26 protein-coding genes are annotated in these 23,365 nt (G+C 66.1%); 12 read left to right on the forward strand and 14 right to left on the reverse strand.

Annotated features, from left to right (window positions below):
- Nucleotides 1-246 precede the first annotated feature (246 nt).
- Nucleotides 247-1,182 carry a Na+/H+ antiporter NhaC family protein gene (locus RCH07_RS04520; protein ID WP_326966280.1) on the reverse strand — a complete coding sequence of 312 codons (936 nt, stop codon included), beginning with the start codon at nucleotides 1,180-1,182 and terminating at the stop codon, nucleotides 247-249.
- A 198-nt stretch (nucleotides 1,183-1,380) separates the two neighbouring features.
- Between RCH07_RS04520 and RCH07_RS04525 the strand changes: the two genes are divergently transcribed.
- The 4 genes from RCH07_RS04525 (at nucleotide 1,381) to RCH07_RS04540 (ending at nucleotide 4,647) form a co-directional block, all read left to right on the forward strand.
- Nucleotides 1,381-2,106, forward strand: a complete 726-nt coding sequence (locus RCH07_RS04525) for a response regulator transcription factor (RefSeq protein ID WP_326966281.1) — start codon at nucleotides 1,381-1,383, stop codon at nucleotides 2,104-2,106.
- A gap of 524 nt (nucleotides 2,107-2,630) precedes the next feature.
- A complete protein-coding gene (locus RCH07_RS04530) occupies nucleotides 2,631-3,068 on the forward strand; it encodes a VOC family protein (RefSeq protein WP_326966282.1) in 438 nt (145 codons plus the stop codon).
- 245 nt (nucleotides 3,069-3,313) lie between these two features.
- Entirely contained in the window at nucleotides 3,314-4,081 is a 768-nt protein-coding gene (locus RCH07_RS04535) for a hypothetical protein (RefSeq protein WP_326966283.1), read from the forward strand.
- 161 nt (nucleotides 4,082-4,242) lie between these two features.
- Nucleotides 4,243-4,647: a hypothetical protein gene (locus RCH07_RS04540; protein ID WP_326966284.1), complete on the forward strand. Its 405-nt coding sequence runs from the start codon at nucleotides 4,243-4,245 to the stop codon at nucleotides 4,645-4,647.
- Between the two features lie 462 nt (nucleotides 4,648-5,109).
- Here RCH07_RS04540 and RCH07_RS04545 read toward each other — a convergent pair whose 3' ends face one another.
- The 13 genes from RCH07_RS04545 to RCH07_RS04605 all read right to left on the reverse strand — a co-directional run bounded on the left by RCH07_RS04545 (nucleotide 5,110) and on the right by RCH07_RS04605 (nucleotide 14,359).
- Nucleotides 5,110-7,092 carry an ABC transporter ATP-binding protein gene (locus tag RCH07_RS04545; protein WP_326966285.1) on the reverse strand — a complete coding sequence of 661 codons (1,983 nt, stop codon included), beginning with the start codon at nucleotides 7,090-7,092 and terminating at the stop codon, nucleotides 5,110-5,112.
- Nucleotides 7,089-8,828 (reverse strand): ABC transporter ATP-binding protein, encoded by a 1,740-nt coding sequence (locus RCH07_RS04550; RefSeq protein WP_326966286.1) that lies wholly within the window; start codon nucleotides 8,826-8,828, stop codon nucleotides 7,089-7,091. Before RCH07_RS04550 ends, RCH07_RS04545 begins: the two co-directional genes overlap by 4 nt.
- Nucleotides 8,829-8,935: 107 nt before the next feature.
- A complete protein-coding gene (locus RCH07_RS04555; protein WP_326966287.1) occupies nucleotides 8,936-9,454 on the reverse strand; it encodes a hypothetical protein in 519 nt (172 codons plus the stop codon).
- Nucleotides 9,455-9,627: 173 nt separating this feature from the next.
- Complete coding sequence (locus RCH07_RS04560; RefSeq protein WP_326966288.1) at nucleotides 9,628-9,987, reverse strand: hypothetical protein; 360 nt, start codon at nucleotides 9,985-9,987, stop codon at nucleotides 9,628-9,630.
- Nucleotides 9,962-10,576, reverse strand: coding sequence for an Asp23/Gls24 family envelope stress response protein (locus RCH07_RS04565; RefSeq protein WP_326966289.1), 615 nt, complete (start codon nucleotides 10,574-10,576; stop codon nucleotides 9,962-9,964). The genes RCH07_RS04560 and RCH07_RS04565 overlap by 26 nt, the downstream gene beginning before the upstream one ends.
- On the reverse strand, nucleotides 10,573-11,142 hold the full coding sequence (locus tag RCH07_RS04570) for an RNA polymerase sigma factor (RefSeq protein WP_326966290.1): 570 nt from the start codon (nucleotides 11,140-11,142) through the stop codon (nucleotides 10,573-10,575). The genes RCH07_RS04565 and RCH07_RS04570 overlap by 4 nt, the downstream gene beginning before the upstream one ends.
- Nucleotides 11,143-11,268: 126 nt before the next feature.
- Nucleotides 11,269-11,496: a CsbD family protein gene (locus RCH07_RS04575; protein ID WP_326966291.1), complete on the reverse strand. Its 228-nt coding sequence runs from the start codon at nucleotides 11,494-11,496 to the stop codon at nucleotides 11,269-11,271.
- Nucleotides 11,497-11,569: 73 nt separating this feature from the next.
- Complete coding sequence (locus RCH07_RS04580) at nucleotides 11,570-12,178, reverse strand: hypothetical protein (protein ID WP_326966292.1); 609 nt, start codon at nucleotides 12,176-12,178, stop codon at nucleotides 11,570-11,572.
- A complete protein-coding gene (locus tag RCH07_RS04585) occupies nucleotides 12,175-12,756 on the reverse strand; it encodes a DUF6286 domain-containing protein (protein WP_326966293.1) in 582 nt (193 codons plus the stop codon). Before RCH07_RS04585 ends, RCH07_RS04580 begins: the two co-directional genes overlap by 4 nt.
- A complete protein-coding gene (locus RCH07_RS04590; protein ID WP_326966294.1) occupies nucleotides 12,753-13,160 on the reverse strand; it encodes a hypothetical protein in 408 nt (135 codons plus the stop codon). Before RCH07_RS04590 ends, RCH07_RS04585 begins: the two co-directional genes overlap by 4 nt.
- Entirely contained in the window at nucleotides 13,157-13,348 is a 192-nt protein-coding gene (locus RCH07_RS04595) for a DUF2273 domain-containing protein (protein WP_326966295.1), read from the reverse strand. Before RCH07_RS04595 ends, RCH07_RS04590 begins: the two co-directional genes overlap by 4 nt.
- Nucleotides 13,345-13,800 carry an Asp23/Gls24 family envelope stress response protein gene (locus RCH07_RS04600; RefSeq protein WP_442784774.1) on the reverse strand — a complete coding sequence of 152 codons (456 nt, stop codon included), beginning with the start codon at nucleotides 13,798-13,800 and terminating at the stop codon, nucleotides 13,345-13,347. Before RCH07_RS04600 ends, RCH07_RS04595 begins: the two co-directional genes overlap by 4 nt.
- Before the next feature lie 208 nt (nucleotides 13,801-14,008).
- Nucleotides 14,009-14,359, reverse strand: a complete 351-nt coding sequence (locus tag RCH07_RS04605) for a hypothetical protein (protein WP_326966296.1) — start codon at nucleotides 14,357-14,359, stop codon at nucleotides 14,009-14,011.
- A gap of 235 nt (nucleotides 14,360-14,594) precedes the next feature.
- Between RCH07_RS04605 and RCH07_RS04610 the strand changes: the two genes are divergently transcribed.
- From RCH07_RS04610 to RCH07_RS04645, 8 genes are all read left to right on the forward strand, one after another.
- Nucleotides 14,595-15,356 (forward strand): mechanosensitive ion channel family protein, encoded by a 762-nt coding sequence (locus RCH07_RS04610; RefSeq protein ID WP_326966297.1) that lies wholly within the window; start codon nucleotides 14,595-14,597, stop codon nucleotides 15,354-15,356.
- A 207-nt stretch (nucleotides 15,357-15,563) separates the two neighbouring features.
- A complete protein-coding gene (locus tag RCH07_RS04615) occupies nucleotides 15,564-15,932 on the forward strand; it encodes a MarR family transcriptional regulator (protein WP_326966298.1) in 369 nt (122 codons plus the stop codon).
- 219 nt (nucleotides 15,933-16,151) lie between these two features.
- Nucleotides 16,152-18,374 (forward strand): transketolase, encoded by a 2,223-nt coding sequence (gene tkt, locus RCH07_RS04620; protein WP_442784771.1) that lies wholly within the window; start codon nucleotides 16,152-16,154, stop codon nucleotides 18,372-18,374.
- A gap of 362 nt (nucleotides 18,375-18,736) precedes the next feature.
- Nucleotides 18,737-19,528, forward strand: coding sequence for a PRC and DUF2382 domain-containing protein (locus RCH07_RS04625; RefSeq protein ID WP_326966299.1), 792 nt, complete (start codon nucleotides 18,737-18,739; stop codon nucleotides 19,526-19,528).
- Nucleotides 19,529-19,657: 129 nt separating this feature from the next.
- Complete coding sequence (locus RCH07_RS04630; RefSeq protein ID WP_326966300.1) at nucleotides 19,658-19,885, forward strand: hypothetical protein; 228 nt, start codon at nucleotides 19,658-19,660, stop codon at nucleotides 19,883-19,885.
- Nucleotides 19,886-20,055: 170 nt separating this feature from the next.
- Nucleotides 20,056-20,655, forward strand: coding sequence for a hypothetical protein (locus tag RCH07_RS04635; protein ID WP_326966301.1), 600 nt, complete (start codon nucleotides 20,056-20,058; stop codon nucleotides 20,653-20,655).
- Nucleotides 20,656-20,914: 259 nt separating this feature from the next.
- On the forward strand, nucleotides 20,915-22,210 hold the full coding sequence (locus RCH07_RS04640) for a cation:proton antiporter (protein WP_326966302.1): 1,296 nt from the start codon (nucleotides 20,915-20,917) through the stop codon (nucleotides 22,208-22,210).
- Nucleotides 22,211-22,690: 480 nt separating this feature from the next.
- Complete coding sequence (locus RCH07_RS04645; RefSeq protein WP_326966303.1) at nucleotides 22,691-23,356, forward strand: response regulator transcription factor; 666 nt, start codon at nucleotides 22,691-22,693, stop codon at nucleotides 23,354-23,356.
- Nucleotides 23,357-23,365: the final 9 nt, after the last annotated feature.

Below are 23,365 nucleotides of genomic sequence, written 5' to 3' on the forward strand. Positions count from 1 at the left end.
TCACCCGCGCCCGTAAAAGCCATCTCCTGCTGCCCGCCGCCGCGCCCGAGCAACCCCTGATCAGCACCCTGCTCGAAGCCATCGGCAGGATCGCCTCCGCCGCGAACCGTCCCGCGGTCCTCCTGCGGGCCTGACACCGCAGCCCACGGAAGATCACGAGCAGGAAAGAAGAACACCCACGGGACCAGTGGAAGCCCGCGCCTGACCCGGCGACCCAGGGCCTCTCAGCCACGCCCGAAATCCGATTCAGCCCGCCGGGACGGCAAAAACCGCACCCAGCGCCCCGACCGCCGACCGATGAAAAATCCGGGCTAGGGCGAAAACAATTGTGGTGACCGCCGCATAGACCGGCAGGGGGGCGTCCTCGGAGCCGACCTCTTCCACGGAATAGTTATCGCCGGTTTTCGCAGTCCGCCGCTGCATCCACTGGACGATTACGGGACCCAGCGCCAGGGAGAGCAGGGCCAGCGGCCCTGCTCCGTACATCAGGTACTCGAGGTATCCGACTCTCGCTGCGGACATGATTGCCACGTTTGACCCGGCAAACGGTGCCACGGCCAGTCCGGCACAACCGCCGATGAACATCATCGAAGCTGTGGCTGATCGTGTGAAGCCCAGCCGGGCGGCGATGGGTAGCAGGATCGGGGCGGCTATGGCCAGCGCACCCGCCAAGGTCCCCAAACTGGCCACGAGCAGCCCGCTGGAGATCATGACCCCATAGATCACGCCGGTCTTGTTGTCCTCTCCCACAGTGCGCATGACACCCTTGACGATCATGGTGGCTACGCCGGTTTTCTTAAGCACTTCGCCGACGCCGGCGCCAAGCATAATGATCAGACCGATCATGGTGACGAGGTCGGCCAGGGAATCACCCAGCAGGACGCTGAATTCAACCGGGGTGGGGTGGAGAACCAGAACACCGGCCAGCAGTGCCACGAGAGTGGCGACGACAATGTCCATGCCGAGCAGGCACAGGACGGCGTAAAGGACAATGGGCAGCAGCCCCCAGAGCGTCGGAGCGCCCGACGTCAGTCCCCCCACCAGAGCTCCGAAGAGTCCGACGGCCGCTAGGGTCCAGAGGATTCGGGAGCGCAGCGGTGAAAGGCCTACGGCGCCGGTTTGTGCGTTCTTGCCAGAATCGTCCGTGCCTACTAACGGTTCCAGTTGTGTCTTTGCGCTCATAACGGCCCTTCAGCGTAGGGATCGTGCCAGGCGCACCATTTTGCGTGTGCGCACCCAACCGGCTCAACAATGGATTTGTTGTTACGACGGTAGGGCATGCCATCATGGCAAAGGATCCATCCTTTGGTATGAGATTTTGAGATAGCCTCCGTATTCTGCTGCTGCAGCCGAAGACGTCGACTCACAGGAATCCATCAGTTGGCACAGGACCTCAAACGGGCGGAAGAGGATGCAGTGACGTTTTCAAGAGCTCAAGAACACTCGGCAGCGTTTGGCGGTGACCCGCTGCATCCCGGCGTGCCTCACCGCGGGACTGACACCACGATCCTGCTTGTCGAAGACCACCCCATTGTCCGGCTCGGTCTGCGCACCGTTCTGGAAACCCAGCCGGACATGCGGATAGTAGGGGAAAGCGCGACCGAATCCCACGCGTTCGATACAGTCAGAGCCACGAAGCCCGACCTCGTTATCCTTCCCCTGCGCCTGGGCGGCGAACTCAGAGGCGTAGAACTTTGCCGGGAAATAAAGAGCGGCCCCAATGCGCCGCACGTGCTTATTTACACCTCATTCAATTCCCGCGAAGACGCCTCATCGGCTTATCTGTCGGGCGCAGATAGTTTCCTCCACAAGGGGGAACAGACGAGCAGGTTGTTGGATACGATTCGTGCCATCGCTTCCGGCCGTCGGGTCTGGATTCTCGGCCCGGAGAGCTCGGAAAGTTCGGAGCAACTCAGAAACCTCGAGCGGCGCCTGGAGAATTCAAGAATAACTTCCCGCGAACGGGAAATATTGGGCTTTATGCTGCAACGGTTCACCAACGCGGAGATCGCCAATGAACTGTTCATCGAAATCCCCACTGTAAAAACCCATGTGAGCAGCATTCTGCAAAAACTCGGTATCCGACGGCTTCAGGACCTCTTCTAGACGACCTCCCGGAAACCGGATCCTGCACGCCACGGTGGCGTCCGGCTGGTCAGCAGTCTCCCCCGCTGCTGCAGTCTCCCCCGCTATTGTTGACGTCGATGGTGAGGGTACCGCCGTCAGGCGTCTGATCCCCAAGTATCACGGCCTGAGCGATGAGAACCAGGAATGGCATCACAATAATGACTCCCTGCATCCACACCCACAAACCCATACTCGCGGGCACCAATATGGACACCACATATATGCCTGCGGAAACAATCTAGAAGACTTTCGTGCGCAAACGCACCGGGGCAGACTTTACAGCCTCACGCAATCGCAACGGCTTACGCCTCACAGCCGTGCGTGAACGCATCTCACTCCTCACAGCTTTGGTAGATGCCACTTGAGGTGATGAGCGACGTTGAGACTTAGACGGCTTGGGCATGCCCGATCCTAACCCGCGCCTTTTAGCCCATAGGTCTGGCACGGGTCGTTGGCTCGGCGTCGCCCCTGGAGCTAATCGGTCCGGCTTGGTAGCTTCAAACATGGCCATCAAAATTGAGAACGTCGGTATAGCCGTTCGCGACCTCGAAGCAACCATCGCCTTTTTCACCGACCTCGGGCTCACGGTCGTCGGCCGTGACACGGTCAGCGGCGAGTGGACCGATACTGCCGTCGGACTTGATGGCAACCACGCCAACATTGCGATGCTCCAAACCCCCGACGGTCACGGTCGACTTGAGCTCTTCGAATACATCCATCCCGCAGCGATCGAGTCGAACCCAACTCGTCCCAACGACATCGGCATGCACCGCGTGGCCTTCTCGGTCGACGACATTGATAAGGCCCTCGAGGTAGCAGCGAAGCACGGATGCCATCCGCTTCGCGGTGTGGCGACCTATAAGGACGTCTATAAACTCACGTACCTCCGCGGTCCCAGCGGAATCATCGTGATGCTCGCCGAGAAACTGAAGAAAGACTGACACCCGAACCTTTGGGACCGGGTCTCCGCCATGGTCCTTGACCCGTAGGCTGGGATTCACCTCCGCAGACTAATCTGCTTTTGCGGTCCGTGTATGCGACCTGAGAGAGAGTGTGCTGCGTGAGCGCCACTTCTTCACCCGTTCCCCCTGCCCCTCCTGCCCCAGCTCCGCCTGGTGCAGGACCCGCCCGGACCGGACGTGGCCTCGTACTCCTGGGTGTCGGCTTGGTTCTGGCACTGAGCGCTATGGTCCTGCTCGCCGTCATTATTCTCGGCACAGCGACCCTCCAGGCCGAGGCGCTGGCCCGCATCGCCAACCGCACGGTCACCTATCGGGCGGAGTTCGGGTTCGTCGAACGCAAGCTGTCGGGGCTCTCGGCCCTCACCGCCGGGCCCGGCATTCTGCTGGTGGCGGCCACCTGTTTCCTCATCCCTGGATATCTGCGCCGGCGAGGCGAAATGTACGAACTGCCCACCACCGGCCTGCGCGGCGGGTCCGTCCTCGCGATCTACCGGCCGCTCGCGCTCTGGGCGCACGGCCTCTGGAGTCTCGTTCCCCTGGCCGCCTGGGCCCTGCTGATCCTGGTTCCGCTGCGCAGCATGGCGGGTGGGGGATGGCCGGCCGGTCTCCGCGACGAAAACTCGACCGCCGTGTGGCTAGCCCTCGGCTTCTACGGGGCGGTCGCCAGCGGCCTGTTCGCGGTGATCGTCACCTCCCTCATCAAGAAGGCGTACTTTCTCGCCTGGCTCCGGCGGCATCCTGACACACAGGTGGATGAAGGAAAGGGGGCGTTCTGGCGCTGGGTGTGTTTCACATGGCGTTTTGACCTGTGGCTCGCCGGTTTCGGCGGGGCGCTGATCGGGGTGTGCTGGATTGGGTTGGAATTCGACGGTCTGCAACTCCTGACGGTCGCACTCCTGGCCGGGCTGGCGATGCTTCTGGGCGGAATTGCCGTGAGCCTTAATTACTGGCGCGCTGGCAGGCCCCTCGGCGCCGCGATATCTAACGCATGACCGCGGTCCCGTGGCCGGGCCGTGCCGCCGCCTTGGCAACGGTCACCGCGGTTGTGGTGGCTCTTTCCGGGTGCAGCAGTCTGTGGCGCTCCGATGCGCCACCGGCAGATCCCACCTGGACGTACTCGGCTGCGATGGATGCTCTCCGCAAAGTCCCAGGCGTGGAGCAATCCTTCGTGACCAGCGGGCCCGTCGGCCTTCCGAACCAGATCGAGTTAACCACCGGACTCAACCTCACCGGCGGGTACCCTGCGGAGCTGGTTCCCCAGCTGGTCGACTACGTCCTCGCCGTCGCCTGGTCGGTTCCGGTAAAGAAACCCACCACCTCCGTCTCGATCGCGTTCAAGGCGGGCGGAAAAAGCGTTGACCTCAAACCGGCCGCGGTTGCCCTCGGCTGGCCCGAGTATCCCGGGCCAGTGCTGTCACTGTCGCCCCGCGAGCTCGCGGAGCGATACGGCCCCTGGCCAGGCGACAGGCCCGCTCTTCCGGCAGATTTGGCCGCCTACGTTCCCGTGCCAACGGCGCTTACGCCGTCAACCCCAACGGCTGACCGGATTCTGCAATGACCTTAAAGCTGGATATTGCAGCCGGGTGAACTCTTCTCGACCAGGGCGGTCAACCAGGCCAATCGCAAGGAGTTCTTCCCCGCAACCACAGCCGAGGTGCCTGCCGCAGCGACGAGGCCCTGGCGCCTTAGCGTGACAGCACCCGGGCATACCTGGTTTCGGTCGGTGTCCTCGACGACGCGGCGGGGTATCTGCGCGCCGCACTGATCGGCTCTGCGTTTAAAACCTGGATGCAGTGGGCGGCGGGGATGGATCCAGTGCGGTATTTGGTGGCGGCGGGTTGAGGTGCTGCGTCTGCCAGCCACGTAGTGGTAGCGACCAGATCAAACGCTCCGGACTTGAACAAGCATCCCGAAAACTTCGCAATCGTCGCCGATATTGGCCGTTACGTAAGCTTGATCCGCCCAGAGCCGATCCGTACCTCTACGCCTCGGGAGCGACAAAAAACGTCGTGCATTTCTCTTAAACCTCCGCCACAGGAGCGGCGAACTGCGCCGCGTACAGCGCCGCGTACGCCCCGCCCGCCTCCAGCAACTGGGCATGCGTCCCCTGTTCCACGATCTGGCCGGCCTCCATCACCAGGATGAGGTCGGCGTCGCGGATGGTGGAGAGCCGGTGGGCAATGACAAACGACGTCCGGTCCGAGCGCAGCGCACTCATTGCCTTCTGCACCAGCACCTCCGTCCGCGTATCCACGGACGAAGTCGCCTCGTCCAGGATCAGAACCGACGGGCGGGCCAGGAACGCCCGGGCGATGGTCAGCAGCTGCTTCTCCCCCGCCGAAACGTTGCCACCTTCGTCCTCCAGCACGGTGTCATAGCCCTCCGGCAGGGACCGGACAAAACGGTCGACATACGTCGCCTTCGCCGCCTCCAGGATCTCCGCCTCGGTGGCGGAGGGCCGGCCGTAGGCGATGTTGTCCCGGATGGTCCCGCCGAACAGCCAGGTGTCCTGGAGCACCATGCCCATCCGCGAGCGCAGCTCGTGCCGGGACATCGCGGCGACGTCCACCCCGTCCAGCGTGATCCGCCCGGCGTCGAGCTCGTAGAACCGCATCATCAGGTTCACCAGCGTGGTCTTCCCCGCCCCGGTCGGCCCCACAATAGCCACCGTCTGCCCCGGCTCTGCCACGAGACTCAGGGAAGAAATCAGCGGCTTGTCCGGCGAATAGGCGAACGAGACGTCTTCGAACACCAGCTTGCCCCGCCCGCCGTTGGGCGCCACCGAAGGCACAGGATCCGCCGACTCCTCCTCTGTGTCCAGCAGCTCGAACACCCGCTCGGCCGACGCCACCCCGGACTGCAGCAGGTTCGCCATCGAGCCCAGCTGGGCCAGCGGCTGGGTGAACTGCCGCGAGTACTGGATGAACGCCTGCACATCGCCCAGCTGCATCGCCCCGGACGCCACCTGCAGCCCGCCCACCACGGCGATCCCCACATAGACCAGGTTCCCGATGAACGTCATGGCCGGCATGATCAGCCCGGAAATGAACTGCGCGCCGAAACTGGCCCGGTAGAGCTCTGCGTTCTTCTGCCGGAACCGTTCCTCCACCTCGCGCTGCCGGCCGAAGACCTTCACCAGCGCGTGCCCGGTGTAGGTCTCCTCGATCTGCCCGTTCAGCTCCCCCGTGTGCTTCCACTGCGCCACAAACAGCTTCTGCGAGCGCTTGGCGATCACCGCCGTGGTCACCAGCGTCAACGGAATGGTGACCAGCGCGATGATGGCCAGCGTGGGCGAGAGGATGAACATCATCACCAGCACACCCACCACGGTCAGCAGCGAGGTGACCGCCTGGCTGATGGACTGCTGCAGGCTCTGGGAGATGTTGTCGACGTCGTTGGTCACCCGACTGAGCAGCTCGCCGCGCTGGATCGAATCGAAGTAGCGCAGCGGCAGCCTATTGATCTTCGCCTCGATCCGCTCGCGCAGCCGGAACACCGTGCGCTGCACAATCCCGTTGAGGACATAGGCCTGGATCCACATAAACCCCGAGGCCAGCACGTACAGCGCCAGCGCCCACAGCAGCACGTTGGCCAGCGCGGCGACGTCGATCCCGGTACCCGGCGTCAGCGCCATAGCGCTGAGCATGTCCGCGCGCCGGTCCTCCCCCGCCGCCCGCAGGCCCGCGATCAGCACCTCCTTGCCCACCCCGGCCGGCAGCTCCTTGGACACGACGCCGGCGAAGATCAGGTTAGTGCCCTCGCCGAGGAGCCGCGGGCCAATCACGGAGAACGTCACGCTCACGACGGCGAGCGCCAGCACCAGCATTAGCCGGAGCCGCTCGGGCCGCAGCTGGCCCAGCAGCCGTTTGGCGGAGGGTCCGAAGTTCATCGCCTTCTCCGCGGGCACGTTCATCCCGGCGAACGGTCCGCCCTGGCCGGGGCCACCGCGCGGACGGGGGATGCGTTCGACGGCGGCCGTCCCGCCGGGTGCAGGGGCGCTCATGCCGCCTCCTCCGCCGCGAGCTGGGAGTTCACGATCTCCTGGTACGTCGCCGAGGTCGCCAGCAGCTCCTCGTGCGTTCCCTGCCCGACGATCCGGCCGGCGTCGAGCACCAGGATCTGCTCGGCGTCGATGATGCTGGACACCCGCTGGGCGATGATCACCAGGGTGGCGCCGGCGGTGTGACGCTTCAGGGCCTGCCGCAGCCGGGCGTCCGTGGCGGTGTCCAGCGAGGAGAAGGAATCGTCGAAGATGTAGAGCTCGGGCCGTTTCACCAGCGCCCGGGCAATCGCGATCCGCTGCCGCTGCCCGCCGGAGACGTTGGTGCCGCCCTGCGCAATGGGCGCATCCAGCCCGCCCGCCATCTCCCGGACAAATTCCTCCGCCTGCGCAATGGAGAGCGCCCGCCAGCATTCCTCCTCGGTGGCGTCGGGTTTGCCGTAGAGCAGGTTGCTGCGGACCGTCCCGGAGAAGAGGTAGGGCCGCTGCGGGACCAGGCCGATGTGGCCCCAGAGCAGGTCCGGGTGCAGTTCACGGACGTCCACGCCGTCGATCCGCACCGAGCCGGCCGTGGCGTCGAAGAGCCGCGGCATCAGGTTCACCAGGGTGGTTTTGCCGGAGCCGGTGGCGCCGATGATCGCCGTCGTCTGCCCCGCGCGGGCGGTGAAGCTGATCCCGCTCAGCACCGGCGCCTCGGCACCCGGGTAGGCGAAGCCGACGTCGTGCATCTGCAGCTCGCCGCGGCCGGTCCGGCCAGAAAAGCCGACCGGGTGCTCAGGTGGCCGGACGCTGGATTCGGTGCCGAGGACCTCGCCGATCCGGTCCGCGGAGACCGCCGCGCGCGGGATCATGATGGCCATGAAGGTGGCCATCATGACGGACATAAGGATCTGCATGAGGTAGCTCAGGAACGCGATCAGGGTGCCCACCTGCATGGAGCCGTCCTGGATCCGGAACGAGCCGAACCAGATCACGGCCACGGACGAGACGTTCAGCACCAGCATCACGGTGGGGAACGCGAGCGCCATCAGCCGGCCGGCTCGGAGGGCCGTGTCCGTGACGTCCTCGTTGGCCTGCCCGAAGCGGGCGGTCTCCACGTCCTCGCGGACGAAGGCGCGGACCACCCGGATGCCGGTGAGCTGTTCGCGCAGCACCCGGTTGACGGTGTCGATCCGGGTCTGCATGAGCCGGAACAGCGGGACCATCCGGGTGATGATCAGCCCGATCCCGATCAGCAGCACGGGCACGCTGACGGCGATCAGCCAGGACAGCTGCACGTCCTGCCGGATGGCCATGATCACCCCGCCGATACTGAGCATGGGAGCGGTGACCATGAGCGTGGCGGACATCAGCACCAGCTGCTGGACCTGCTGGACATCGTTGGTGGAGCGGGTGATGAGGCTCGGCGCGCCGAAGCGGGTCACCTCCTGTTCGGAGAAGGCCGCCACCCTGCTGAAGATCGCCCCACGCAGGTCCCGGCCCACGGCCATCGCCGCCTTCGCCCCGAAGTACACCGCGGCGATGGCGCAGCCGATCTGCAGCAGGGTGACCAGCAGCATCACGCCGCCGGTGCCCAGGATGTAGTCCGTGTCCCCCTTCGCGACGCCTTCATCGATGATGTCGGCGTTCAGGGTTGGCAGGTACAGCGAGGCGATGGACTGCGCCAGCTGCAGGACGACGACGGTGAGCAGCAGCAGCCGCTGCGGCCGCAGGTATTCGACGAGCAGTTTCCAGAGCATCCGTACTCCAAGCCACGTGTCACGCAAAGTGATTTGGAGGTCAGTTTACGTCCGGATGCCGGGAGCTGGGGTCGACTACGCAAGTACCGTCGTCAGGCGCCCCGTTCTCAGGCGGGCGGGGGTCCGGTCCGGCCGGACATCTCCTGGCCGATGAGCTCATAGAGGGCGAGCATCTCGGGGACGTCGGTGCCGGGGCATCCATCCTCATCATCAAGCCACGTGAAGACGAAGTCGCTGGCCGTCAGCAACTCATCGTCCGTGAAGCCATCCAGGCGGGCAGTGCACGAGACGATGCCGGCGAGTCCCTGCTGCCACTCCTGAGCACTCCCGCGGGAGCGCGTTTCGAGAGACACTCCCCGTCCTTGGCCGGACTGGTCTGGCTGTCCGCCGCGGACGCCGTCGAGAGTTTCCAGATCCTTCCGCAGCCCAGCGAGGGCGGCGGACTCGACGAACAGTGCAGGGCCCAGGTGCACATGGATGTGGGAACCGGCCCGCAGTTGCCGGATTCTGCCGGTGATGCCGAACAGGGCGTCCCGGGAGACACCGGTGAGGCTGCCGCCGATGTCGATGTGGACCGTGTCCCGTGGGACGTCCAGACTGATGATCGCGAGGAGACGGTGGTCCATGGATTCCGCCGACGACAGTCCCGATGCCGACGGGAAGCCGGGCCGGACTGTTCCGGTGGATGCGGACGGGAATGTTCCCAGGTGCGCTCCGGTGCTGTGGACTTCCTCGCCCGCCGGGGCGGTCCGCTGTAAAGTGCTTCCGGTTTCGGCGGGGGCTGACGCTGGCCGGCGGATCACGGTGTGGGGCCCGTTCCGGGCAGCGCCGGAGCATGGCGGATGGAGCTGATTTCGACGGCGAGGTTCACGGTGCCTCGCGGATGTCCGCCGTCGAGTTCCGAGCGAAGAGCCGCGGCGATGCTGCGCGCCAGGTCGGCGGCCGGCACGGTGCCGTCGGCTCCCACCCGGACGCTGACGGTTGTTGAGGTCCCCTCCGTGCTGAACCGGACGTACTCCGGAGATGCATCACCGGCATCCGGATCCAGTGCAGCCCGGATCCGGCGCGCCGTGGTCTTCCAGGCCGGGTCGGCCGGGTAGACGGTGTGGACGCCATCCAGGGACAGGATGAGGTTACGGAGCTGTGAGGGGTCGGTCATGATCCTGTCCTTTCGTTCCGGGCGGGGAGGATGGCCGGAGTTCTGTGATGGTGATGTTTGCTGCTGCGAGGTTGAGCTCGGAGTGGGTTGCCAGGGCGGAGAGTAGTTCGCGGCGCAGGGTCCCGGCGAGGTCCGGGAGCCGGTGGCCGTACCGGGCCGAGACATTCACGTCCAGGGTGATGGGTGTTCCGGGGACGGTGACGTCTCCGGTGAAGCGGCATTTGCCGATCATGATGCCCTCGACTGCGTCTCCGACAGCCCTGACGAGGCCGGTGAGTGCGCCCTCTGTCTGGAACAGCCGGTCGCCGGCGAGGTCCGGGGTCAGCGGGATTTTACGCCCGGCTTTCATCTCCAGGTTCAGATTGGAGAGAATGTTCTCCAGCCACGGGCCGTCGTCCTGCTCTGCCTCGGCGCGGTCAGCGGCGAGAAGTTCCTGGGTGAAGTCCTGTAGCCGCCGCAGCCCTGACAGCCCGGCCTGGCACTGCGGGCAGGCCCGGATGTGTTCGAGATCATCGGATACTCCGGAATCGAGGTATTCGCCGAGATCTTCGATGGTGCGCCCGCAGCCTGTGTCGGTGGTGTCGTTCATCGCCAGTCCTCCATCTCTTTCGCCAGCGCGGTCCGCGCCCTGGCCAACCGTCCGCGGACGGTGGCGCCGGTAATATTCAGTGCTTCGGCAATGTCCTCATAGGACTGTCCGCCCAGTTCGCGAAGCACCCAACATCGCCGCTGTTCTTCCGGCAGCGCGGCCAGCGCCCGTTCCAGTGCCCGGCTGCGCGAGCCCGCCACTGCCGACCTCTCCGGACCAGGGGCGGGGTCATGCAGGTCCGGGACATGCTCCAGCGCCGTGTGCGGCTTTCGGCGCCGCAGGACGTCCAGGGCGCGGTTTCCGGTGATCCGCATCAGCCAAGGCCGAACGGCGGCCGTGTCGCGAAGCCCGCCTATTTGTTTCCATGCCTGGACAAGTGCTTCCTGCACGACGTCGTCCGCGTCATCGTGCGCGCCGAGAATGCGGCGGGCGTAAGCACGCATCATTGAGCCGTACCGTCGTGCCAGGACCTCGAAAGCGTCCATGTCGCCGTCGCCGGCCCGGCGGGCCAGCAGATCATCGCTGGCCTCAGCGAGGGCCTCCGTACGGGCCGTGAGTGCACTCACGTTCTCCCCTTTTGTTGTAGGAGCCGGTGGTTTGTGGCGCCGTTCGCGGCGGCCGTGACGCGGTGGTCCATGGGTTTCCCGCCCCGGCCGATACCGGGCCGCGGGCGGAAACCGTGGTGGCGCGGGTTACTTGCTGAAGCCGTCTTTGAGCTTGCGGGCCGCGTTCTTGATGTTCTCGCCGATGTCGGCGGCCGCATCTTTGGCTTTCTCGCCGGCGTCTTTCAGGCCCGCAGCGGCCTGGTCTTTCTGGCCCTCGCGTTCCAGATCGCGGTCGCCGGTGAGTTTGCCGGTGCCTTCCTTGGCGGCGCCGAGGTGGTCCTGGACAGTGTTTTCTGCTTTGTCGTCGATACCCATGAGGGTGTCCTTTCCTTGTGGTTGATTGCTTGCCCGGGTGGTGGACCCGGGGTGCTCCGCCGCCCCGGGAGGCTTAGCGGACGCGTTCAGTGCCGGACAGGCTGGACCTCAGCCCGGTGGTGATGCGGATCAGCACCGGCCCCTGGTCCCCGAGCAGGTTATCGAGCCCGGCGATAAGTTCCTCGCCTGCCTCGGCCAGGTCCCGGGGGGAAACGCCTTTGCGTGCCTGGAGTGCCAGTTTGATACCGTCAGTCCGTTTCACTTTCCAGGTGGTGACCGTGGCGGCGATGATCCGGTCATCGCCCCTGGTGGCATCGCGGACGGCCGCGGAGACCAGTGATGTCCCCACGGTGGTGGTACCGGTCTGCTCCGGATCCTCCCGGTGGCTGGCCCGGTTGCTGCGCCCGCCCCCCTGGGAGACGATCCAGCCAACGAGCAGGACCATCAGCACGAGGGCCAGGACGAGGGTTGCGATGGTCCACCAGCTGATGGACGTGCCCGGGATCGGCGCGCCTGCCAGACCGGTGGTGATGTCCGCCAGCAGGTTTGCCCCTGTTGCAGTCCATCCGGCGGCGATGTCCGGGTTCAGGCCCGCCGCCGCGGTCAGCGCCCCGGCGGCGACCAGGAAGAGGCCGAGGAGTCCAAGGAGCAGCCTGTTCAGGCCGCGGTGGGTTCCACTCATATGCCCAGTGCCCCTTTCGTGCTGGTCCGGACGGTGATCCGCGGCGCGGCAGCGAGGCCGTACCGGGAGATTTCTTCCCGGACGGCGGCCTCGGCGGCTTTCGTGTCGGCCGTGGTGCCGGAGCTCGGGTGGATCAAGACGTTGACAGTGCGGTTACCGATGGTGGTGGAAACCTGTTCGGGGGCCAGCCCGGCAGCGGTGCGGGCCCGCCGCGACACGGCGGCGGCGATGACTTCATCATCGACGACGACGGCGGTCCGGTTACTCGCCAGGACGTGGCGGGGCCGGCGCCCCGCGCGCAGGGCCAAGACCAAGAAGATAAGGCCCACCAGTACCAGGCCCACGCCGGCGGCGACAAGCCCGGCCGGGATGGTGGTGACCGCGACATTCCCCATCCACTGCCCGATTTGCTCCGGTGTAGCAAGCAGTGCACGGCTCCCGGTGACGGACAGCAGGGTTTCGGCGCTCAGCCAGAGCAGGAGAAGAATCAGGGCCGACGCGGCAATGATGGACGTCAGGGCCCGCGAGCGGTGCGTTTCGCGGCGGGCGATCCGGCGGACGTGCAGCTCAGTGCTCATCGGAGTGTGCTCTCCTTTTTCTTCTCATACAGGCCGCCCAGGCGGATATCGACCCGGGCCACGGAGGCCCCGGCGATAGTCAGCGCCCGGGCGATGATTTGCGCGCGCGCCCGCCCGGCCCGCTCATACAGGGTTCCGCCCGCTGCCTGGACGGCAGCGGGGTTTCGGGCCGCCTCGGTGAGGGATGGCATCGGCAGCGCCACGTCCACCAGGACGCTGAGGTGTCCTTGATCGTCGTGGACGCGGGCTTTTACTTCGCTGGCCGGGACCCGGAACGCGCCGGCGGCTATGGCCTCGACCGTGTGGTGGAGCGCGGCTGACGTGATTCTGGTGTGTCCGGCGCGGCGCCCCGTGCGGGGCGCCGCTTGCACTGTCTCCGGGCGCTCGATGGTGCCGGCGCTCATGAGGAGGAGCGCTTGCCGCGCAATGCGTCGAGAACTCCGCCCAGATCAAGCCGGCCTTCCGCGCTGCGGCCCAGGACCGCGCCAATGGCCATAAACAGCGTCACCAGCAGGAATCCCCAAAACCCGAATGCCAGCGCCGTGATAGCCAGGGTCGCCCCGATCGCGATGCCGGTTACCATCGGGGTCACGAGACGCGCGCTTCGCGGGAGGAAGCTGCGGCCTTCTCCTCATCGGAGGCCTCGTCGTCGTCGGACGGGATGTGAATGTCCGTGATGGTGACGTTGACTTCGGTGACCTCCATGCCCACCAGATCCTCCACGGCGCCGAAGACGGCGTCGCGGACATCATCGGCGACCTTCTGCAGCGGATGCGGGTACTCCACCACAAGGGTGATGTCGACGGCCACCTGGGTCTGGCCGACCTCCACGGAGACGCCCTGGGTGAGATCCTTCTGGCCGACGGCATCGCGCAGGGATCCCATCATCCGGGCTGCGCCGCCGCCGAGGGCGTAAACGCCCGGGATGTCCTTCGTGGCGATGCCGGCGATCTTCGCCACGACACCGTCAGCGATGGTGGTGGCGCCGCGGCCGTCTTTGCCGGCCTTGGCAGGCGCCGGTGCGGACTGCGGGGCGGGCAACAGATCAGCGGGGGACTTACCCTGGGGCTGTGTCGACAAGAGAATCACTCCTAAGTATGTGTTCATAGACAGTTCTTACGTGGCGCCGGTGAGTCGCCTACAGGAATGAGACGCTGCCGGAACGGCAATCGTCACGCCATCCAGCATGTGTTCTGCGTCACACCCACCGACTTGATTGCCTCGACTACCTGCGCCGGGCGCGGCCAGAAGCTCAGTGCCGGGCCTTGCGCCGGCGTCGGATGCCGGACGCATAAAAGGCCAGCGACGACACGGCACCCAGAATCAGGGCGCTGCCGAGGATCACTGCCACCCAGCCTGAACCCAGGACGAACACAGCCGCCGCGGCGCCCAGGAGCAACAGCGGCAGCACCAGTGCCGGGATCCAGAATCCGGGTCCCCGCGATGGAAGAGCCGGGACGCCGGGTGGGGGTATGGTGCGGTGCTCGTTCATGGCAGGTCCTTTCGGTTCCCGGCGCAGTACCGGCTTGGCGCAGCGCACCCCCCGGCGCCGGACAACGGCCAGGGTGGCCGCCCCGGGGGGAACCTGTGTGACGTCTTTCACACTAGCCCTCCAAAGTGCCCGGTATCCCCTGCCGGCCGCCGAAAGATCCGCGGAATGCACTTCCCCCGGTGTCTTTTCGGAGCCGCCGGCGAAACGGACTGCTCAGATGCCAGATTGCCGTTTCCGCATTACTAAGCATGCTTGCTTTTATGCGCCGCGCAGTGTTTAGTAAGTCCGGACGCTGCGTCTAAGGACCGCGCCACCCGCACCCGCACCCCTGAATGCTGAGGAAAAAATGGAAGATACACTCAAGGCCGGCTTGGCCACCGTCGTGGAATTCGTTCCCAAACTGGTCCTGTTCCTGGTCATCCTGATCATTGGACTGCTGATCGCCAAGGCCATCTCCAAGGCGCTGTCCAAGCTGCTGCACAAGGTCGGTTTTGACCGGGCCGTGGAGCGCGGCGGCGTAAAGAAGGCCCTGGCAAACTCGTCGCTGGATGCCAGCGACATCATCGCCAAGATCATTTACTACGCCCTGGTGCTTTTTGTGCTCCAGTTCGCGTTCGGTGTGTTCGGGCCCAACCCGGTCAGCACCCTGCTGGCATCGATCATCGCTTTCCTGCCCCGCGTTGTTGTGGCCATCATCATCGTGATCATCAGCGCCGCGATCGCCGCCGCTGTGAAGACCCTGATCCAGGGATCCCTGGGCGGACTCTCCTACGGTAAGGTCCTGGCCAACATCGCCAGCATCTTCATCCTGGGCATCGGCATCATCGCGGCACTGAACCAGGTCGATATCGCCACCACCGTCACCACCCCGATCCTGGTCGCCGTGCTGGCAGCCATCGTCGGCATCCTGGTTGTCGGCGTCGGCGGCGGCCTGATCAAGCCGATGTCCCAGCGCTGGGAGCAGTACCTGAACAAGGCCGAGGAAGAAGCCCCCCGGATCAAGGCCCAGGCCAAGAATGCGCCCCCGGCCACCGAGCAGATCAAGGACGCCGCGCAGAAGCACATGCCGGCGGACGAATCCAGGGGCACCGGCGCACACCGTTCCTGATCTAGACCCCGGTGCCCGGACCGGCTGGCCCGCACGGCCGGCCGGCCCGAGCACCGGGCCGAGCGGGTTTCCTGCGTGAGCCCAACAGACATCAGAAGGAGAGACATCGTGGCAGTCCCTGGCGGGTCCCCCGGCACACCCGCTCCCGTTCCGGAGAGCCAGCCATCCGGAGAACGTACCCGATGGTCCACTCACCAACTACTGTCGATGGCGGCCCGGTCCGTTGAGCGTCGATGGGACAGTTCCCTGGCCCGGCTCGGCCTAACCCATGCCGGGGTTCTGGCGCTCAAGGGCCTGGTCCACGCCGGACCGGTCAGCCAGGAAGCGCTGGCGGCGCTGATCCGGGTCCAGGCCCAGACCATTGGCCGTGTCCTCGGCCGCCTCGAATCCGCAGCCTACGTTGCCAGACGCCGCAGCCGCTCTGACCGGCGCAGCTACCTGGTAAGCATCACCGAATCGGGCCGCCAGGTACTCAAGGCAGCACAGGATTCGGAACAGAATTTACTCCCCGCCCGCTTCCGCTCCGGCTCCCTGCACCGGGAACTCACTGCGCTCATCGACGTCGACGAGCGGTAAAGCAGCCGCCACGCCGGTGTCACATGTGATGCCGCTGTCACATGTGATGCGGAGGTCCGGGCCCCGCCGTGCGCGGGATCGGCCCCTATCGCCCATCCGGCCCCTGCCCCGCCGTCGGACAGGCCAGCGTCCAGCCCGGACCGCCTGCCGCGATTGTTCCACCCGGGCGAAGTAACGGCTTCTGGCACCGCCCGAAGCCACAATCAACAGGAGAACAAAATGATCAGCACCCATTCCGGGCAGACACCCACCGGGACCCGGAGCCCCATGCTGGCGTGGCCCCTCGCCGATCGAGCCGGCTGGTCCGAGGTTGATATCCGGGCCGTGGACATGGCGAGGATTCTGGCCGCCGACGCGGTGCAGAAAACCGGTAACGGGCACCCCGGGACGGCGATGAGCCTCGCCCCGCTGGCCTACCTGCTCTTCCAGCAGGTCATGCGCCATGACCCGGCGGATGATCAGTGGCTGGGCCGGGACCGGTTCGTACTCTCCTGCGGGCACACGAGCCTGACCCTGTACGTGCAGCTGTTCCTGGCCGGCTATGGCCTGGAGCTCATGGATCTGCAGGAGCTCCGGACCTGGGGATCCCGGACCCCGGGGCACCCGGAGTACCGCCACACCCGGGGCGTGGAGATCACCACCGGTCCGCTGGGTCAAGGGCTGGGCAGTGCGGTGGGGATGGCGATGGCCGCCCGCCGCGAGCGTGCCCTGCTGGACCCGGACACGGCCGAAGGGGACAGCCCCTTCGATCACCATATCTACGTCCTCGCCTCCGACGGGGACCTGATGGAGGGCCTCACGGCCGAGGCCAGTTCCCTGGCCGGGCATCAGCAGCTTGGAAACCTGGTGCTGTTCTATGACCAGAACCGCATTTCCATTGAAGATGACACCGACGTCTCCTTCAGCGAAGACGTCCCGGCACGGTACGCCGCGTACGGCTGGCACGTCCAAACTGTCGACTGGACGCAGACCGGTGACTACGTCGAGGACATCGACGCCCTGCTCGCCGCAACCGAGGCCGCCAAAGCCGAAACGTCGCGCCCGTCCATGATTCTGCTCAACACGGTCATCGGCTGGCCCGCGCCCACGAAACAGAACACCGGCGCCGCGCACGGCGCAGCCCTGGGCGCCGACGAAGTTGCCGCCACCAAGTCCCTGCTGGGCTTCGACCCGCAGACTTCCTTCGCGGTCGACGACGATGTCCTGGCCCACACGCGGCGGGTCACCGAACGGGCCCGGGACGCCCGTGCACATTGGCAGGAATCCTTCGACAGCTGGGAAACGGCCAACCCGGACCGCGCTGACCTGCTCGAACGCCTGCAGTCCCAGGCGCTTCCGGATGGCTGGGCCGACGCGTTGCCTGATTTCGCGCCCGACCCGGCGGGCATGGCCACCCGAAAGGCCTCCGGTAAAGTCCTGGACGCTCTGGCCCCGGTTCTGCCCGAATTATGGGGAGGATCCGCAGACCTGGCCGAAAGCACCAACACCACCATGACGGGGGAACCCTCCTTCCTGCCCGCTGACCGCCAGACCCGTATGTGGCCCGGGAACCCATACGGCAGAACCCTGCACTTCGGTGTCCGGGAACACGCCATGGGGGCCATCCTCAACGGCATCGGCCTATCCAGCCTCACCCGCCCTTACGGCGGCACATTCCTGGTCTTCAGCGACTATATGCGCCCGGCGATCCGGTTGGCCGCGCTGATGCAGATCCCCGCCATTTACGTCTGGACCCACGATTCCATCGGCCTGGGCGAAGATGGACCCACCCACCAGCCGGTGGAACATTTGGCCTCACTGCGCGCCATCCCGGGCCTGGACGTCGTCCGCCCCGCAGATGCTACCGAAACGGCGGCCTGCTGGCGTGCCATCATCGAAAATACCGACAGGCCCGCGGGCCTGGCCCTGACCCGGCAGAACGTCCCGATCCTGGACCGTGGCCCGGACGGCCTGGCCGCCGCGGCCAAGGCGGCCCGCGGCGGATACGTCCTCTCCGGCAACGCCCATGAAAAGCCCGATGTGATCCTGATCGGCACCGGCTCCGAAGTCCATCTGGCCCTTGCCGCGGCGCGGACCCTGACGGCGGAGGGAATCACCGTGCGCGTTGTCTCTATGCCGTGCAGGGAGTGGTACGCCGAACAATCCCTGGCCTACCGGGACAGCGTCCTGCCGCCCACCGTCCGGGCACGGGTCAGCGTCGAAGCGGCATCCGGGCAGGGATGGCGCGAAATCGTCGGGGATGCAGGCCGCATCGTTAGCCTCGATCACTTCGGCGCCTCTGCGGACTACCAGACGCTTTACCGGGAATTCGGGATCACCGCTGACGCCGTGGCCGACGCCGCCCGCAAATCCATCGCCGACGCCGCCGCCGAACCCAGGCCGGGCGGACAGCAGCAAACCTCAGCCCCGGCCACCGGCGGAACCGGGGACCGGCCCGCGTGATTTCGCGGCTTTCCGCAACGGAGCCAGGGCATAGCACACCGCAGCCCGCCCGAATGTGAGTCACATCACCACCGTGCGGGCGTGACGATCCCCGGCGGGACCCGACTTATTTGTGTGACCGCAACGATCACGTGCGATACGGGCAACCACCCGGCCGCGGATCGGGTTCACGGACCAGGACTTTCCTCCGTGGACGGGTCCGTGCGAGCCGCCCGGCAAGCGCGGACACCATCGGAATCTGCTTTATGAGCTGCCTGACAGGCAAAGGGCCCATCCCCGGCCCGTCACCCACGATCGTTTCACCCAAGCGAAGTAACGGTTTCAGGCACCTGCCCGAAGCCACAATCAACAGGAGAACAAAAATGATCAGCACCAACGACCTCGACACCTTGCTCGCAGGAAAAAGCACCGTCTATTCCTCCGATGGGGAAAAAGTCGGCAGCATCGGGCAGATCTACCTCGATGACCACAGCGGGGACCCGTCCTTCGCCACCGTCAAGACCGGCATGTTCGGAACTTCTGAAACCTTCGTGCCCCTCGCCGAGGCGTCCCTCGACGGAAGCGACCTGCGCGTCCCGTACTCCAAGGAGCTGGTGAAGGAAGCCCCCCGCGTGGAGGCAGACGGCAGCATCACCCCGGAAGAGGAAGCCGAGCTCTACCGCCACTACAGCCTCAGCAGCCCGGGCGCCCAGACCCAGCAGACGGGCACCGCTGACCGGGACCGCGTGGCCAGCAACAAGGAGACCGAGGGGCACGACACCTCCGGACCCACCACGGACGATGCCATGACCCGTTCCGAGGAACGCCTGAATGTGGGTACGGAGAAGGTGGAAGCCGGGCGGATGCGGCTGCGCAAGTACGTGGTGACCGAGAACGTCACCACCACGGTCCCGGTCAGCCGCGAAGAGGTCGTCCTGGAGCGCGAGCCCATCACGGACGCCAACCGCGGCGATGCCATGGACGGCCCCGCACTCAGCGAAGAGGAGCACGAAATCATCCTCCACGCCGAACGCCCGGTGGTCGCCAAGGAGACCGTACCGGTCGAGCGGATCCGCATGGGGACCAAAACTGTCACCGGCGAAGAAACCGTCTCCGAGGAAGTCCGCAAGGAACAAATCACCACCGACGGCGACGACGCCCCCGCCAACCGCTAACCGCCAGGGCTTCAGTCGTCCGGCCCCGGGCTGCTGAAGACGACAGGCCGGAGGTCCCGCCCCGCACCCTGCGGGGCGGGACCACACCGGATCGCCGCCCGCATCCCTGCCCCACACAGGAGCGGCACCATGAACCACCAAACAAACTCCGCCACACCGGCACCCGGCAACGCCGGAGATGACGACGAATCCAACGCCGACGTGGACCACAAGACCGCAGCAGACGCCGCAAACCCCGCGCCTCCCGACCAACCCAGCGGCGCAGCCGCGCGGAATCCCGCGCGGAGTCCCGCGCGGAATCAAGGCACAGCCCTTGAAGAAGACGAGCAAAGCCTCGTAAGACCGGAAAACAGCTAAGCGGAGACGCTGCACCGCCCCTCAAAGCCCGGGGCTCCCCCCGAGGCCGCGGATTCCCGGAACCGCCAGAAACCCCGGTTCCACCCCGGCATCCCGTGCCGGCAGCCGGCACCCACCATCCTTGCAGCGACACATCCGCAGCACCACTACCGCGATATCAGGAGCACACCATGAGTTCGACCAGTGAAGAAATCGGCGACGCCCGCGAAAGCCGCCGGGACAACGTCCTGGCGGAAGAGAAACGGCAATTCGGCGGCATTAAGTTCGGATCGGCCTTTTTCGGCTGGATGACCGCCACCGGGATGGCCATCCTGCTCACCGCCGTCAGCACCGCCGTAGGGGCTGGAATCGGAGCGGCCAGCAACACCGATCCGGGACAAGCCGCTGCCCAGGACCCGCAGACCGTCAGCATTATCGGCGGGATCGTGCTGGCCGTAGTACTGTTCGTGGCCTACTACTGCGGCGGGTATGTCGCCGGGCGGATGGCCCGGTTCGACGGTGCCAAGCAAGGCCTGGCCGTCTGGCTGTGGGCCATCATTGTCGCTATCGTCGTAGCTATCGCTGGTGCCATCGCCGGAAGCCGGTTCAACATCCTGGCGAACCTGAACAGCTTTCCGAGGATTCCCCTCACCGAAAACGATCTGACCACCGGCGGCATCATCGTGCTGGTCGCCGCGGTCATCATCACCCTCGTAGGCGCCGTATTGGGCGGCCTCGCGGGCATGCGGTTCCACCGCAAGGTCGACAAAGCCGGCCTCAGCAGCCACTGAGTACCTGCCCGGTCCCCCGGACCGGGCAGGCCGACACCACCCCATCAACCCCTAAGATCAGGAACACGCCATGAAAAAGATCCTCCTCGCACTCGTCCCGGCCATCATCAGCAGAGTCCTGCGCGCCCGCCGGGCGAAGAAGAACGGCCCCGGGGCCGCCGGCGGCACCACCCGCTACTGACCACTCGTCCCGGCGCCCGCCTGGACCCGGTGGCCCGCCGCGGGAGTTCTGGTTTGCCCAGCATAGAAAGCGACCCAGATGCTTGATCCCGTTGGACTTATTTTCACCGCCTTGGGCGTGACCGCCCTCGCCGCGTCCGTGCTCCCCCGCCTGTTGGGCCGGGTTCCGGTCTCGATGCCGATGGTGTTTCTCGCCGCCGGCTTTGTGGCCTTCGGCCTGATCGGCGGGCTGCCGGACCCGGACCCGATGGCCAACGGAGGGCTGGTCCTGCACCTCACCGAGGTGTGTGTCATCATCTCCCTGATGGGCGCCGGACTGGCTCTGAACCGTCCCGTCGGATGGCGCCGCTGGGCCACCACCTGGCGGCTGCTGGGCATCACCATGCCGCTGACCATCATCGCCGTCGCGTTCCTGGGCTGGGCCATGCTCGGCTTGGGAGTAGCGGCGTCAGTCCTGCTCGCGGCCGCCCTGGCACCCACGGACCCGGTCCTGGCCACCGAGGTCCAGGTAGGTGAACCCGCCGACTCGGAGGAAACCCAGGACGACGAAGCCCGGTTCGCCCTGACCTCCGAAGCAGGCCTCAACGACGGGCTCGCGTTCCCGTTCACGTATTTGGCCATCGCCATCAGCACCGCCGGGGCAGCCCCGGCCGCCTGGCTCACAGAATGGCTCCTCCTGGACGTGTTCTGGCGCATCCTGGCCGGAATGCTCGTGGGCCTGACCGTAGGGTGGGGACTGGGCAAACTGTTCTTCTCCGCCAGGTTCGAGCGGCTGCGGCTGTCCGAAAACGCCGAAGGATTCGTCGCCCTCGCGGCGACCTTCCTGGCCTACGGCGCGGCAGAACTGATCGAGGGCTACGGATTCCTCGCCGTCTTCGTCTGCGCCTGCACCATCCGCGCGGCCGAGCGCAGCCACGGATACCACGGCGTCCTGCACAGCTTCGTCGAACAGATCGAACGGCTCCTCACCGTCGCCATCCTGGTCCTCCTCGGCGGAGCCATCGCCCGCGGGCTCTTCGCCGGCATTGGCTGGCCTGAAATTGCCCTGGCGTTGATCTTTCTCTTGGTGATCCGCCCCGTGGCGGGGTGGCTCGGGCTGCTCGGCGGGAAAACCGGGCCCCGTGAGAGGTCCGTCATCGCCATCTTCGGTGTCCGCGGTATAGGCACGTTGTTCTACGTCGCTTATGCCCTGCAGGAAGGGTCCTTCGCCGACGGCCAGCGGCTGTGGGCCATTGCCGGGCTGATCGTCACCGCCTCCATCATCCTGCATGGCATCAGCGCCACACCCGTTATGGCGTACCTGGACAACCGCAGAAACAAAGCAGCCGCAAGGATCACCGGAGAGCAGCGCAACGCCCCCACCACCGCGGTCTGAGAACTACCCCGACGCCGGGCGCGGAACCACCCTGCCAACGGCCCCGGCCGCCAGCGGCCGACGTCGAAAGTTCCGCCAAAGTTAATCCCGGAAACCTTGTAAATAGGGGTGGCGCCGGCGCCCGCGCAGGGGCAGGATAAGAGGCAGAGGACCGGGTCGATCGTCACGCGCCGAGGACACCGGGATGCAGCCCCCACAAAAAGCTTGGTAGGGCCGCCTCGTGCAGGAGCAACACATGTCCACTCGAACAAGAAACGGAGTTGGCCCGGCGGGAGAGGAGCCCGCAAGGCCGGCACCGTCCAGCAGACCGCCCTGACGGGACTCCGGACGTCACCGCACGAACCGCGTGCCGCCGAGAGCGGCTGTGTCATGACCCTTCCCGGGGCGATCGAGGCTGCTGGGGCCCCGGACTTCCTCCCAGCGCATCCGCAGGAGACGCCGCAGAACCGGTCCCGAACTGGGCAACCCCCTGAGGCCCCCGTGATCCGCATCCTCATTGCCGAAGACGAAGAACGCATCTCCCGGTTCATCGAAAAGGGCTTGCGCGCGGCCGGCTACGTCCCCACCGTGGTCGAGGACGGGGTCACCGCCGTCGACTACGCCTCCAGCGGCGAGTTTGATCTGCTGCTGCTCGACGTGGGACTCCCCCGGCTGGACGGCTTCGCTGTGCTTTCCGTGTTGCGCCAGAGCCACGTGAACATTCCGGTCATCTTCCTCACGGCCCGCGGATCGGCCGCGGACACGGTGGCCGCACTGGAGGGCGGCGCGGACGACTACATGGTCAAACCGTTCCGCTTCGAGGAACTCGTGGCCCGCATCCGGCTCCGCTTGCGGCCCGGCGAAAACGGCGATTCGCCCCAGGGCAGCATCGTGCGGTACGGCAGCCTGGAACTGAACCTGCACACCCGCACCCTCAGGGTGGGCGAGAAGACTGTCTACCTCTCGGCCCGCGAGTTCTCCCTGGCGGAAATGTTCCTGCACCATCCGGGCCAGGTCCTGAGCCGGCAGCAACTCCTCAGCCACGTGTGGGGCTACGACTTCGACGGCACCTCCAACGTGGTGGACGTGTATGTCCGTCAGTTGCGGCAGAAGATCGGCGCGGACCACATCGTGACAGCCCGCGGCGCCGGATACCGCCTGAGCTAGGAAGGTGAC

The sequence above is a fragment of the Arthrobacter sp. CG_A4 genome (genome assembly GCF_035985125.1).
Classification (GTDB): Bacteria; Actinomycetota; Actinomycetes; order Actinomycetales; family Micrococcaceae; genus Arthrobacter.

Excerpts from the sequence above, each read along its gene's own strand:
- RCH07_RS04635 (WP_326966301.1), top strand. The coding sequence starts at position 20,056 with ATGAGTTCGACCAGTGAAGAAATCGGCGACGCCCGCGAAAGCCGCCGG.
- RCH07_RS04535 (WP_326966283.1), top strand. The coding sequence starts at position 3,314 with ATGGTCCTGCTCGCCGTCATTATTCTCGGCACAGCGACCCTCCAGGCC.
- RCH07_RS04625 (WP_326966299.1), top strand. The coding sequence starts at position 18,737 with ATGATCAGCACCAACGACCTCGACACCTTGCTCGCAGGAAAAAGCACC.
- RCH07_RS04590 (WP_326966294.1), bottom strand. The coding sequence starts at position 13,160 with ATGAGCGCCGGCACCATCGAGCGCCCGGAGACAGTGCAAGCGGCGCCC.
- RCH07_RS04610 (WP_326966297.1), top strand. The coding sequence starts at position 14,595 with ATGGAAGATACACTCAAGGCCGGCTTGGCCACCGTCGTGGAATTCGTT.
- RCH07_RS04560 (WP_326966288.1), bottom strand. The coding sequence starts at position 9,987 with ATGACCGACCCCTCACAGCTCCGTAACCTCATCCTGTCCCTGGATGGC.
- RCH07_RS04615 (WP_326966298.1), top strand. The coding sequence starts at position 15,564 with ATGGCGGCCCGGTCCGTTGAGCGTCGATGGGACAGTTCCCTGGCCCGG.
- RCH07_RS04555 (WP_326966287.1), bottom strand. The coding sequence starts at position 9,454 with ATGGACCACCGTCTCCTCGCGATCATCAGTCTGGACGTCCCACGGGAC.
- RCH07_RS04565 (WP_326966289.1), bottom strand. The coding sequence starts at position 10,576 with ATGAACGACACCACCGACACAGGCTGCGGGCGCACCATCGAAGATCTC.
- RCH07_RS04585 (WP_326966293.1), bottom strand. The coding sequence starts at position 12,756 with ATGAGCACTGAGCTGCACGTCCGCCGGATCGCCCGCCGCGAAACGCAC.
- RCH07_RS04545 (WP_326966285.1), bottom strand. The coding sequence starts at position 7,092 with ATGAGCGCCCCTGCACCCGGCGGGACGGCCGCCGTCGAACGCATCCCC.
- RCH07_RS04520 (WP_326966280.1), bottom strand. The coding sequence starts at position 1,182 with ATGAGCGCAAAGACACAACTGGAACCGTTAGTAGGCACGGACGATTCT.
- RCH07_RS04530 (WP_326966282.1), top strand. The coding sequence starts at position 2,631 with ATGGCCATCAAAATTGAGAACGTCGGTATAGCCGTTCGCGACCTCGAA.
- RCH07_RS04640 (WP_326966302.1), top strand. The coding sequence starts at position 20,915 with ATGCTTGATCCCGTTGGACTTATTTTCACCGCCTTGGGCGTGACCGCC.
- tkt (WP_442784771.1), top strand. The coding sequence starts at position 16,152 with ATGATCAGCACCCATTCCGGGCAGACACCCACCGGGACCCGGAGCCCC.
- RCH07_RS04630 (WP_326966300.1), top strand. The coding sequence starts at position 19,658 with ATGAACCACCAAACAAACTCCGCCACACCGGCACCCGGCAACGCCGGA.
- RCH07_RS04550 (WP_326966286.1), bottom strand. The coding sequence starts at position 8,828 with ATGCTCTGGAAACTGCTCGTCGAATACCTGCGGCCGCAGCGGCTGCTG.
- RCH07_RS04575 (WP_326966291.1), bottom strand. The coding sequence starts at position 11,496 with ATGGGTATCGACGACAAAGCAGAAAACACTGTCCAGGACCACCTCGGC.
- RCH07_RS04580 (WP_326966292.1), bottom strand. The coding sequence starts at position 12,178 with ATGAGTGGAACCCACCGCGGCCTGAACAGGCTGCTCCTTGGACTCCTC.